The following is an 11,597-nucleotide window of genomic DNA, read 5'->3' as shown; positions in this document are numbered from 1 at the left end:
CCATGCGGTGCGTGTCTTCGCGCTTCTTGACCGCGTTGCCGCGGTTGTTGGCGGCGTCCATCAGCTCGGCCGACAAACGCGCATCCATCGTATGCTCGGAGCGGTTGCGCGCCGCCGTGATCAGCCAGCGAATCGCAAGCGCCTGCGCACGCTCGGTGCGAACCTCGACGGGCACCTGATAGGTGGCACCGCCGACACGCCGCGAACGAACCTCGATGCCCGGACGCACATTGTTGAGCGCATCGTGGAACACCTGGAGCGGATCGCGCTTGGCGCGCTGCTCGATCACGTCGAGCGCGGAGTAGATGATACCCTCGGCGACGGCCTTCTTGCCGTCGAGCATCACGGAATTCATGAACTTGGAGAGCACGACATCACCGAATTTGGGATCCGGCAGGATTTCGCGCTTCTCGGGGCGACGACGACGGGACATATTCTGTTTCCTTATACTTCAGCCTGGTTGGTCACACGCCTGTGGGTGACCGGCTTACTTCGGACGCTTGGCGCCGTATTTGGAGCGGGACTGCTTGCGATCCTTGACGCCCTGGGTATCGAGCACGCCACGGAGCACATGATAGCGGACGCCGGGAAGATCGCGGACACGACCGCCGCGGATCAGCACGACAGAGTGCTCCTGGAGGTTGTGGCCTTCGCCCGGGATGTAGCTGATCACTTCGCGCTGGTTGGTCAGGCGAACCTTGGCCACCTTGCGGAGTGCCGAGTTCGGCTTCTTCGGGGTCGTCGTATAGACGCGCGTGCAGACGCCGCGCTTCTGCGGATTCGCTTCCATCGCAGGGACCTTCGACTTGGCCTTCTGCGGATCGCGGCCCTTGCGGACCAGCTGGTTGATCGTTGGCATTGAAGCCTTCACCTTTCACATGGTTACTTTGCCGTGCCCGGACTCGCACACATGGCTCGTGCAGAAATGCACGAAGGCTCAGGGGACCTTGTCGACCCGCCCGAGCCTTTTCCACGCTTCGGCAATGTTCAAGCGTTCGCCCACGGATCAGGGTCGAGACCACAGCCCCGCAAGCGAGCGCGGCCTATAGCGAGCGACTCGGTTAGGGTCAACCGCGGCACGCGAGGCTCAGTTGAGCGCGCCGCTCAGTGCCTGCAGCAGCGCGATCTGGAAGCGCGCGGGATCCTCGACCTGCGGGACATGACCGAGCCCATCGAGCGGCACGAAGCGCGCGTTGCGCATCCTCGCCGCGGCGCGGTCGCCGATCGTCGAATTCTCGGGCAGCTGATTGCCGATTTCGGTCGGCGCCCAGGTCTTGCCGAAGACATTGTGGTCGAGCGTCCCGACCATCAGGATCGTCGGCACGGTGATGCGCGGGAATTCATAGACGACGGGCTGCGTCTCGATCATCTCGGTGGTCCGCGCCTGCGCGTCGATTACCGCATCGCGGCCCGGCCCGGCATACATGCCGGCGATCATGTCGAGCCAGCGATCATAGTCGCGGTGCCAGACGCCGTGATAATAGCCGTTGAGCTGATAGGCTTTCATCGAGGCGAGCGTCTTGCGCCGCTCCTGCTCGCGCGCGCGGTCGACGCCGATATAGGGCACACCCTGCGCAAGCTGGTCAGCGAGGCCCAGCGGATCGACAAGGATCAGCTGGTCGAGCAGTTGCGGCGTGGTGATCGCCAGTCGCATCGCGACGAGGCCGCCGAGCGAATGACCGACGATCGTCGCCTTGATCACCCCGCGTGATCGGATCAGGTCGGCGGTCATCGCCGCCATGCCGTAAAGGCTGTATTGGAAGCCTGCAGGCTTGGACGATTTGCAGAAACCGATCTGATCGGGGACGATCACGCGGTAGCCGCTCGCGGCGAGCACGCGCGCGGTATCGCCCCACGTCGCCGCGCAAAAGTTCTTGCCGTGGAGCAGGACGACGGTGCGCCCATTCGGACGCTGCGACGCCAGCTCCATATAGGCCATCTCGACCGACTGGCCCTGCACCACTTCGCGGAACAGGTGGACCGGAAACGGATAGTCGAACCCCTCGAGCCGCGGTCCGTAGCTGTGCACCGGAGCCGAGGAGGCTTCCGGCTTCGTCATGCCGACTGTCGGCGTCGCCTTCCCCGTCTCGGGCCTAATGGCGACGGGCTTGTCAGCGGTTTGCGCGGCATACGCCGCTGGCGCCGTCGAGAGGCCGGCAAGAAGGGCAAGGAACAGGCGACGCACGATCTGTCTCCGATCAGGAGGCGGTACTCTCCACGACATTAACCATGGATCGGGCCTTGATATACACCGATCCGATCTCGGGCCAATCGTTTCGTAGCCGTAACTCCACGTCCGCGATGAGCCGCTCGACCGTACCCGCGGACACCGAGTCGACGAAGTCGACGCTGGTCGCGACGAATACCGATCGCGGGCCGAGATGGACCGTGATCACCTCGTCGACGCGCACCACCTCGGGACGCGCGTCGATCGCCGAGCGGATCGCGGCGACGAGTTCGGGCGAAGCGCGCTCACCGATCAGCAGCCCCTTGGATTCGCGTGCCAGCAGGATCGCGACCACCCCCAGCACGATCCCGATCAGGATCGATGCGACGCCGTCCCAACGCCCGTCATTGGTCGCATGGCTGAGGAATATCCCGGCGCCTGCGATCAGCAGACCGGCGAGCGCCGCCGAATCCTCGAACAGCACGATGAAGGCGGGCGGGTCCTTCGAGCGGCGGATCGCCTCCCACCAGCCCTGCTTCCCCTTGGCGCCGCGGAAGCCGCGCACGGCGGTCAGCCAGCTTGCACCCTCGAGCAGGAAGGAGACGGCCAGGACGATATAGGCGATCAGCGGCTCCTGCGGCGGCTCGGGCGCGCGCAGATGGACGATGCCTTCATAGACGGAGAGTCCCGCACCGGTCGCGAAGATCAGGATCGCGACGACGAAGCTCCAGAAATAGAGCTCGCGGCCATAGCCGGTGGGATGCGCCGCATCGGCGGGGCGCGCGGCGCGCTTCTGGCCGTAGAGCAGCAGAATCTGATTGAGGCTGTCGACGACCGAGTGGAAACCCTCGGTCAGCATCGCGGCCGAGCCGGTCATGCCGGCGGCGACGAACTTGGCGACGGCGATGCCAAGATTGGCGGCAAGCGCCGCGATCAGGACGAATGTACTTTCGCCGGCGCCCTCCGGAGGGGATGGGTCGGCGCTCATGCTCGTCCTTCAAAAAAAATGGCCGGCGATGCGATCTGCACATCGCCGGCCATCTATATTACATGGCGTTGTTGGACGCCGTGGTCGTGTCGTTGCCGGCCATGGCGCTGTTGTCCATCGCCATATTGTCGGTCGCGCCCATGCTGTTCATGTCGCCCATCGAATTCTCGTCGGCGGGCACCAGCATATTGTCTTCGGCCGAGACGTTCGACGTGTTGGCGTCATCCGACTTGTGGCACGCAGCCGCACCGAGCGTAAGAGCCGCAACCGCGGCGATCGTGAGAGCCTTGTTCATCTGTATTCTCCTCATTTCGGTCACCAGCGGACGCACGGCAACGCAACAAAACCACTGCCGTTCCGAAAAACGCGATAAACGGCGCGTTCGTCAAGCGTCTTATCAGAAATGCAGGGCGCGGCCATACGCCGACAGCACGCTTTCGTGCATCATTTCGCTGAGGGTGGGATGCGGGAAAACCGTTTCCATCAGCTCCGCCTCGGTGGTCTCGAGCTGCTTGGCGACGGTATAGCCCTCGATCAGCTCGGTCACCTCGGCGCCGATCATGTGCGCGCCGAGCAGCTCGCCGGTCTTGGCGTCGAACACCGTCTTGACGAAGCCTTCGGCCTCACCGAGCGCGATTGCCTTGCCGTTGCCGATGAACGGGAATTTGCCGACCTTGACCTCATAGCCCTCTTCGCGCGCCCGCGCCTCTGTAAGCCCGACCGACGCCACTTGGGGTCGCGAATAGGTGCAGCCCGGGATGTTGCGCTTGTCCATCGCATGCGGGTGGTTGCCGGCGATCGCCTCGGCGGCGATCACGCCCTCGTGACTCGCCTTGTGCGCCAGCCACGGCGGCGCGGTGACGTCGCCGATCGCCCAGATGCCGGGCACGTTGGTGCGGCACATCGCGTCGGCGTCGATATGCCCGCGCGTCGTCTTCACGCCGAGCGCCTCGAGTCCGATATTCTCGGTGTTGGGGACGATGCCGACCGCGACGATGCAATGGCTGTACTCGCCCGTCTCGATCGTCCCGTCGGCCAGCTTGATCTTCGCGGTGACGCCCTTGCCCGTGTTGGCGAGGCTTTCGACGCCGGCCTTGGTCAGCAGGCGGAAGCCCTGCTTGGTCAGCGCCTTCGCCATGAACTCGGAGACCTCGGCATCCTCGACCGGGAGCACGCGATCGAGCATCTCGACGATCGTCACCTCGGCGCCCATGTCCGAATAGAAGCTGGCGAACTCGACGCCGATCGCGCCCGATCCGATGACCAGCAGCTTGGTCGGCATCTCCTTGGGCGTCATCGCGTGGCGATAGGTCCAGATCCGCTCGCCATCGGCCTTGGCGAACGGCAGGTCGCGCGCCCGCGCGCCGGTCGCGATGATGATATCTTTCGCGGCGAGCTCGGTGGTCTTGCCGTCCTTCTCGACCGACAGCCTGCCGGCCGCGGTGATCGTGCCGATGCCCTCGACGACGGTGACCTTGTTCTTCTTCATCAGGCCTTTGACGCCCGCGTTGAGCTGGCCCGCGACCTTGCGCGAGCGAGTCACCACCTTGGCGAGATCGAAGCCGGGCGTGCCCGCGCTCAGACCATAGGCGTCGGCGTGGGTCATATAATGATAGATTTCCGACGTACGCAGCAGCGCCTTGGTCGGGATACAGCCCCAGTTGAGGCAGATGCCGCCGAGCAGCTCGCGCTCGACGATCGCGACCTTGAGGCCGAGCTGCGAGGCGCGGATCGCAGCGACATAGCCGCCCGGCCCGGAGCCGAGCACGACGAGGTCATAGGTGTCGGCCATGCTTATCCTTTCATGAGCCCCGCGCCTGTCGGCGGGGCGATCGGGGAACCCTCGGGCGCTAGCGCCCTATTTCGTTTCGCTGGCCGCGAGCAACGCCCAGGCGAGCAGCGTGACCACGCAGAAGACCAGCCAGCTCCAGTGCAAGGCGAACCCGCCGCCGAGCGGTATGCGGACGAGCTGGCCGGTGAGCACACCGCCGAGAATGTCGTCATGCCCGCTCATCAGCCAGGGTACACCCACCGCCGCCACGGCCCCGAGGCCGACTGCGGTGGTGAGCGCCATGTCAGGCGGCCTCGGTCTCGGCGTCGGGCGCCAGCGGCGGTACCCGGCGCGGCTGACGATCCTCGCCGACCGCGACGAAGGTGAAACGCGCCTCGGTGACCTTGTAGGTCGCCTCCTCGTGCCGCGCACGGCGCCAGGCCTCGACCGCGATGGTCATCGACGTCCGCCCGGTCGCGGTCAGATGCGCGAACACCGAGACCTCGTCGCCGACGAACACCGGGCGGTGGAAGGTCATGCCGTCCATCGCGATCGTGACCGCACGACCCCGGCTGTGCCGCGAGGCGACCGAACCTGCCGCCGAATCCATCTGGCTCATCAGCCAGCCGCCGAAGATGTCGCCATAGGGATTGGTGTCCGCCGGCATCGCGATCACGCGAACCACCGGGGCACCGTCGGGCGGCAGATCGTCGATCGGCTTCATGCCACCATGCCCAGCGGGTTTTCGACCAGCCGCTTGAACGCCTTCATCAGCTTGGCGCCGTCCGCGCCGTCGATCGCGCGATGATCGAAGCTGCCGGTCGCCGACATGACGGTCGCGACGACGAGTTCGTCACCCTCGACCCATGGCCGCTTCTCGCCGGCGCCGACCGCCATGATCATGCCCTGCGGCGGATTGATCACCGCATCGAACTGCTTGATCCCGTACATCCCCATGTTGGAGATCGAGGCGGTGCCGCCGGCGAACTCCTCGGGCTTGAGCTTGCCGTCGCGGGCACGCGCCGCGAGATCCTTGAACTCGACCGCGATCGACGACAGCGCCTTGGTGTCGGCGCCCGTCACCACCGGGGTGATCAGCCCGCCCGGGATCGACACCGCGACCGAGATGTCGGCCCGTTCGAAGGTGACGAGCTGGTCGCCCGCGAACATGACGTTGCAGGCCGGCACTTCGATCAGCGCGACCGCGAGCGCCTTGATCAGCATGTCGTTGACCGACAGCTTGATCTCGCGTGCGGCGAGACTCTTGTTGAGCTGCTCGCGCAGCGCCAGCAGCGCGTCGAGGCGGATGTCGACGGTCAGATAGATGTGCGGCACCTGCTGCTTCGACTCGGTCAGGCGGCGGGCGATCACCTTGCGCATGCTCGACAGCTTGGTGGTCTGATGCGGAATATCGGGGATCGGCGGGGCCGGAGTCGCGGCTACCGGCGTCGGCTTGGCAGGCGCCGCCGTAGCAGCCACCGGTGCGGCAGGAGCAGCAGCGGCGGGAGCGGCAAGCTTGGGGGTTCCGGCCCTGCCGAGGTCCGCCTTGACGATCCGACCATTAGGTCCCGAACCCGTCACGGCGCCAAGATCGATGCCCTGCTGCTCGGCGAGGCGACGCGCGAGCGGACTGGCCTTGATGCGATCGCCGGCATCGGATGCGGTCACCGGCTGCGCCGACGCCTTCTGCGCCGCCGCGATGATCGGTGCGTCGGCCTTGGGCGAGACGCCATAGCCCTTCTCTTCGGGCGGCGGCGCGCCGGCGTCGGACGTGGGCGCTGCGGGCTGCGCCGCGGCGGCAACCGGCTTGGTAGCCGCCGCCGAGGCGTCTTCGCCCTCTTCGAACAGCGTCGCGATCGGCGCGCCGACCTTCACGCCGTCGGATCCCTCGGGCACGAGGATCTGGCCGATCGTGCCTTCATCGACCGCCTCGAACTCCATCGTCGCCTTATCGGTCTCGATCTCGGCGAGAATATCGCCGGATTTGACCGTGTCACCCTCCTTCACCAGCCATTTGGCCAGTGTGCCCTCCTCCATGGTGGGCGACAGTGCGGGCATCTTGAGTTCGATGGGCATAAGCGAGGACGGCCTCTCGATCGGTAACGAGCGCCCATTTCGGCGCTGCGACCCGAGTGGTCAAGGCCGATGCTTGCGCGGAACGCCAAGATCCAGCACGCTTGGCGGATGAACGACGAGACGACGCCGCTCCGCACCTATCTCGTCGTCTATGACGGCAGCGCCGAGGCGCGCGTCGCGCTGCGCTTCGCCGCACGCCGCGCCGCGAAGACGCAGGGCCGCGTCGAGATGCTGGCGATCGTCGAGCCCGCGGAATTCGTGCAGTGGGGAGGCGTGCAGGATGCGCTCGAGGAGGAGGCGCAGCTTGGCGCCGAGGCGATGCTGCACCAGGCCGCCGCCGAGATCGCCGACGAACTCGGGGCCGATCCGACGATGACGGTGCGGCAGGGCGAGCCGGTCAAGGCGGTGCGCACGCTGCTCGAGGAACGGCCCGGAACGGCGGCACTGGTGCTCGGCGCGACGATCGTCGGCGGGCCGGGACCGCTGGTCGCCTATTTCGCGGGGGCCGAGGCAGGGGTAATGCCCTGCCCCGTGATGATCGTTCCTGGGTCGTTGGATGACGCGGCGCTGGACAGGCTGAGCTGATCGCCCCGCGTTGGTTTTGAGCGTGCCGAGGCACCGTCCTCGTTCCTTCCCGTCGATGGGCGAAGCGGCCGTCCGGCGGTTCCGGGCGAGGGGCGCGGGTCGGATCGGGAACCGCCCGCGCGCCGATCCGTAATCGCTTCATGCGGACAATCGCCCATATCTCGGATCTCCACTTCGGTGCGCACGAGCCCGCGGTGGTCGCGCATCTGCATGCGGCGCTGGTCGCGATCCGTCCCGATCTGATCGTCGTATCGGGCGATCTCACCCAGCGTGCGCATCGTTCGCAATTTGCCGAGGCAGCGGGGTTCCTGGCCCGGCTCGAAGCCGACGGCTTCATGCTGCTCGTCGTGCCCGGCAATCACGACGTGCCGATGCACAAGCCGATGGCGCGCCTGTTCTGGCCGCTTCGCCGCTACGGCCGGATCATCGCCCGCGGTCGCAGCTGCTGGTATGCCGATCAGGAGATCGCGGTGCTCGGGCTCGCCTCGGCGCATGGCCTGACGGTCAAGGACGGGCGGCTGACGCGAATCCAGATCCGCTCGATCGCGGACAGCTTCGCCGGCGCACCCGCGGGCGCGTCGCGAATCCTGGTCACGCATCATCCGCTGGTGTCGCTACCCGGCGACGAACCCGGCGAGATCGAGCCGGCGCTCCGCGGCGCGCGGCGTGCGCTCAAGGCGGTCGAGGCCGCCGACGTGCATCTCGTGCTCGCCGGCCATCATCATCTGCACAGCGTCGGGATCGGCGCGCCGGACCGTGGGCCGACGGTCTCGATCGACCCTCACGTGATGATCGTGCAGGCGGGTACCGCGACCAGCTTCCGCCGGCGCGGCACCCCCAACAGCTTCAACCTGATCCGCCTCGACGGCACGGGGGCCACGATCGAGGAATGGATCTCGAACGGGGGTGCGTTCAGCTCCCGAGAATCGGGCAGCTCGTCTTATGTACGCAGCGCGGGCGGTAATGGCGGATGGGTTGCCGCCACACCTTCTGCCTGACCGCGACCGATTTGTAGACGGTCTCATAGTCGGTGCTTGTCGTGGTGGTGGTCACCGCGACGCCGGGGGTGACGCTGATCACCGTGCCGCCGCCGACATAGCCGCCATATCCGCCGGCATAACCCAACGCCGGGCCGCCCACGATCACCGGTGGCGGCGCCTGGACGACGGTGGTGGTCACGGTCGTGTTGGGGCCGGCACGATAGGTCGACACGCCGGGGGCAGGATAGCCAGGCCCACCTGGATAGATGCCGGGGCCGCCCGGAGCGCCGGGGAAGCGGCCCGGTCCGCCAGCGAAGCCACCACGCGGTCCGCGCATCGGGCCACGCTCCCACGCGACGCCGTAGCACGCGTCGACGATGCGGCCGTCGGCGTCGATCAGCAGACCGTCGTCATAATAGCGCACCCAGCGCATGCCAGGACCCGGCGGCGCGAAGCCCCAGTCGCTCCAGTCGCTGACCGTATAGCTCGGATCGAGATAGGCGTGTGGGAGGCGCTTGCCACGCTCGAGGCGGCGATAATCGCCATGACCGTGCGTCGCGCGAGCCTGCTGCCAGTCGCCGCGCGGCGCGACGCCACGCTGCGGAGCATAACCCGCCGCGTCATTGCCCGGCTGCCAGCCGCCCTGGCCCCAGCTACCGGCCTGCATCGGCGCGCCAGCGGGCGCCCCCATCTGCGCCGAGGCGATCGTCGGCGTCAGGGCGATCAGTGCCGCGCCCGCCAATATGCCAATGTGCCGCATCTCTTTCCCCTTGCCGTTACCGGACCGCCACGTCGCGCGTGCAGAGCCCCCGTCTCGTCAACGGGCATAGCATCGGCCGGTTGCGGCGCCCACGGCACGCATATCGTCCAGCGTCCCGATTCGGGTCAGCCGACGAGACGCGCTGCGATCATCGCGCACAATCGCTCGGCACCGGCGGCGTCCGCGGGGGTGAAGCGGCCGGGCATGGGGCTATCGAGATCGAGCACGCCGATCACGCGTCCGGCGACCACGAGGGGCACGACCAGTTCGGACGCTGATGCCGCATCGCAGGCGATGTGGCCGGGAAAGGCGTGGACGTCGTCGATCCGCTGCGTCGCCTTGGTCGCGGCCGCCGTGCCGCAGACGCCGCGGCCGAGCGCGATCCGGATGCAGGCGGCGCGGCCTTGGAACGGTCCGAGCACCAGTTCGTCGTCGATCATCCGGTAGAACCCGGCCCAATTGAGGTCGGGCAGCAGCTCCCAGCACAGCGCCGCGACATTGGCCATGTTGGCGATGCCGTCACGCTCGCCCGCGGTCACGCCGTCGGCGGCGGCGACCAGATCGTCCCAGATCGTCGCGGTATCGGCATCAGGGCGGGCAGCGAAATCGAACATGGCGGCTCCTTCAGGCGGGCGACGAACGCCTATCGTCGCGGGTCAACGGCGGATAGATAGGCCGGATGGTCGCGATCCCCATCACCCGCTCGATCGCGATCGACAGCGACGAGATCGCCGAAAGCTTCACGCGCGCATCGGGACCCGGCGGCCAGCACGTCAACACCACCGATTCCGCGGTGCTGTTGCGCTTCGACGTGTCGAATTCGCCCAACCTGCCCGATGCCGTCAAGCATCGCCTGAGCGACCTTGCGGGATCGCGACTGACCCGCGAGGGCGTGCTGGTGCTGCGTTCGGACGGGAGCCGCTCGCAGGAGATGAACCGCCGCGAGGTGCGCGAGCGGCTGGTCGCGTTGATCAAGGAAGCGACCTTCGTCCCCAAGAAACGCCGGCCGACCAAGCCGACCAAGGGCTCGCAGCTACGCCGCGTCGAAGGCAAGGCGAAGCGCGGTGCGGTCAAGAGCCTGCGCGGGAAAATACGCGGCTGATCCGCGACTGTTCGGCCGTCATCCCGCGACTGATCCGGGATCCACGATTTCGGGTGCCACCGTCTGGGCGTCTGGATTCCGGAGCAAGTCCGGCAGGGCGGGCGCGGGAGACTGAGGGGGCCCTGCAAGGTCCGCCCAGCGGGCGAAGCTCTTTGGCAGCGGCGCGGTAACATCGATCGCCGCCTTGGGATCGCGCGGCAGGCGCAGGCGCAGCGCATGGAGCAACATGGGTTCGCCGCCCTGCCCATAGACCGGATCGCCGACGATCGCATGGCCCAGCCCGTCGGCGGCATGGACACGCAATTGATGCGTCCGCCCGGTCTGCGGCCGGAACTCGACGAGCGCACGTCCTTCGACCACGCCCAGCACGCGCCAGTCGGTGACCGCCGGCTTGCCGCGCGGATCGGCGACCATCCGCCAGCCGTCCTCGCGCGTCGATCGCTTCGACAAGGCCAGCGCGATCCGGCCCCCTTCCCCGTCCGGTACGCCGGCGAGCACCGCCAGATAGGTCTTCTCGACGAGCCCCGCCTCGAAGGCCGCGGCGAACCGCTTGTGCGCCTTAGGATGACGCGCGATCAGCAGGCAGCCCGAGGTGTCGCGATCGAGCCGATGCACCGCGCTCGGCGTGCGCTGGAAACCGAATCGAAACGTCTCGAGTGCAGCCTCCACGCTCGAAGATGCGTCGCGCGGAGCATCGACAGGGAGCCCGGCGGGCTTGTCGAGGACGATCGCCTCGCCGTCGATGAAGAGAATAAGATCGGTCAACATCGCGGCCCTGTGCCACGTTGGCCACGGTGCCGCAAATTCGGTAAGGGAAAAGTCACGCGCGCTTTACTCGGCGTTAACCTTTTTCCTTCATTCCTGTAATGGTTAATGCCGGTGCGGTCGCGTCGTGGGACGGGACGAGCTGACGGGGATGGAACCATCATGCGCGTATTGCTGATCGAAGACGAACCGACGACGGCCAAGGCCATCGAACTCATGCTCGGTGCCGAAGGCTTCAACGTCTATACGACCGACTTGGGCGAAGAGGGCTTGGACCTTGGCAAGCTCTACGATTACGATCTGATTTGCCTCGATCTCAACCTGCCGGACATGCACGGCTATGACGTACTCAAGAAGCTGCGCGTCGCCAAGGTGCAGACGCCGGTGATGATCCTGTCCGGCA

At 66.9% G+C, this 11,597-nt stretch carries 16 protein-coding genes; 4 read left to right on the top strand and 12 right to left on the bottom strand.

Translation table 11 applies throughout. From position 1 onward, the window contains the following. The 9 genes from rpsG to Q0326_RS08025 all read right to left on the bottom strand — a co-directional run. Nucleotides 1-433: 30S ribosomal protein S7 (gene rpsG, locus Q0326_RS08065; protein WP_298688974.1), on the bottom strand; the 433-nt coding region annotated here is incomplete at its 3' end. Nucleotides 434-487: 54 nt separating this feature from the next. Beyond that, nucleotides 488-859: a 30S ribosomal protein S12 gene (gene rpsL / locus Q0326_RS08060; protein ID WP_069206815.1), complete on the bottom strand. Its 372-nt coding sequence runs from the start codon at nt 857-859 to the stop codon at nt 488-490. A 228-nt stretch (nt 860-1,087) separates the two neighbouring features. Continuing rightward, nucleotides 1,088-2,059, bottom strand: coding sequence for an alpha/beta hydrolase (locus Q0326_RS08055; RefSeq protein ID WP_298688968.1), 972 nt, complete (start codon nt 2,057-2,059; stop codon nt 1,088-1,090). Nucleotides 2,060-2,198: 139 nt separating this feature from the next. Next, nucleotides 2,199-3,155 (bottom strand): cation diffusion facilitator family transporter, encoded by a 957-nt coding sequence (locus Q0326_RS08050; RefSeq protein WP_298688965.1) that lies wholly within the window; start codon nt 3,153-3,155, stop codon nt 2,199-2,201. A gap of 58 nt (nt 3,156-3,213) precedes the next feature. Next, nucleotides 3,214-3,450 carry a hypothetical protein gene (locus tag Q0326_RS08045; protein WP_298688963.1) on the bottom strand — a complete coding sequence of 79 codons (237 nt, stop codon included), beginning with the start codon at nt 3,448-3,450 and terminating at the stop codon, nt 3,214-3,216. 102 nt (nt 3,451-3,552) lie between these two features. After that, nucleotides 3,553-4,947, bottom strand: a complete 1,395-nt coding sequence (gene lpdA, locus Q0326_RS08040; protein ID WP_298688961.1) for a dihydrolipoyl dehydrogenase — start codon at nt 4,945-4,947, stop codon at nt 3,553-3,555. A 66-nt stretch (nt 4,948-5,013) separates the two neighbouring features. Next, a complete protein-coding gene (locus Q0326_RS08035; RefSeq protein ID WP_298688958.1) occupies nt 5,014-5,229 on the bottom strand; it encodes a hypothetical protein in 216 nt (71 codons plus the stop codon). A 1-nt stretch (nt 5,230) separates the two neighbouring features. Next, nucleotides 5,231-5,650, bottom strand: a complete 420-nt coding sequence (locus tag Q0326_RS08030) for an acyl-CoA thioesterase (RefSeq protein WP_298688956.1) — start codon at nt 5,648-5,650, stop codon at nt 5,231-5,233. Next, nucleotides 5,647-7,002 (bottom strand): pyruvate dehydrogenase complex dihydrolipoamide acetyltransferase, encoded by a 1,356-nt coding sequence (locus Q0326_RS08025; protein WP_298688954.1) that lies wholly within the window; start codon nt 7,000-7,002, stop codon nt 5,647-5,649. The genes Q0326_RS08030 and Q0326_RS08025 overlap by 4 nt, the downstream gene beginning before the upstream one ends. Nucleotides 7,003-7,071: 69 nt before the next feature. Here Q0326_RS08025 and Q0326_RS08020 point away from each other — a divergent pair, with 69 nt between their 5' ends. Continuing rightward, complete coding sequence (locus tag Q0326_RS08020; protein WP_298688952.1) at nt 7,072-7,587, top strand: universal stress protein; 516 nt, start codon at nt 7,072-7,074, stop codon at nt 7,585-7,587. 140 nt (nt 7,588-7,727) lie between these two features. After that, nucleotides 7,728-8,585, top strand: a complete 858-nt coding sequence (locus tag Q0326_RS08015) for a metallophosphoesterase (protein WP_298688950.1) — start codon at nt 7,728-7,730, stop codon at nt 8,583-8,585. On the opposite strand, the gene Q0326_RS08010 is transcribed toward Q0326_RS08015, so the two are convergent. Together Q0326_RS08010 and Q0326_RS08005 are read right to left on the bottom strand one after the other, a co-directional pair. Then, complete coding sequence (locus tag Q0326_RS08010) at nt 8,500-9,327, bottom strand: RcnB family protein (protein WP_298688948.1); 828 nt, start codon at nt 9,325-9,327, stop codon at nt 8,500-8,502. The genes Q0326_RS08015 and Q0326_RS08010 overlap by 86 nt on opposite strands. A gap of 125 nt (nt 9,328-9,452) precedes the next feature. After that, nucleotides 9,453-9,941, bottom strand: coding sequence for a GAF domain-containing protein (locus Q0326_RS08005; protein ID WP_298688946.1), 489 nt, complete (start codon nt 9,939-9,941; stop codon nt 9,453-9,455). A gap of 65 nt (nt 9,942-10,006) precedes the next feature. Between Q0326_RS08005 and arfB the strand changes: the two genes are divergently transcribed. Beyond that, on the top strand, nt 10,007-10,429 hold the full coding sequence (gene arfB / locus Q0326_RS08000) for an alternative ribosome rescue aminoacyl-tRNA hydrolase ArfB (protein WP_298688944.1): 423 nt from the start codon (nt 10,007-10,009) through the stop codon (nt 10,427-10,429). 18 nt (nt 10,430-10,447) lie between these two features. Here arfB and Q0326_RS07995 read toward each other — a convergent pair whose 3' ends face one another. Beyond that, the gene (locus tag Q0326_RS07995) at nt 10,448-11,197 is read right to left on the bottom strand and encodes an RNA pseudouridine synthase (protein ID WP_298688942.1); all 750 of its coding nucleotides are present in this window, start codon (nt 11,195-11,197) and stop codon (nt 10,448-10,450) included. Nucleotides 11,198-11,356: 159 nt separating this feature from the next. On the opposite strand from Q0326_RS07995, the gene Q0326_RS07990 reads away from it, so the two are divergent. Continuing rightward, nucleotides 11,357-11,597 (top strand): response regulator (locus Q0326_RS07990; protein WP_298688940.1); only part of this gene is annotated, 241 nt, incomplete at its 3' end.

The organism is uncultured Sphingomonas sp., assembly GCF_937859915.1.
Taxonomy (GTDB): Bacteria; Pseudomonadota; Alphaproteobacteria; order Sphingomonadales; family Sphingomonadaceae; genus Solisphingomonas.
The sequence above is the reverse complement of the archived record's forward strand: the minus strand, read 5'-3'. Positions and strand labels throughout refer to the sequence as shown.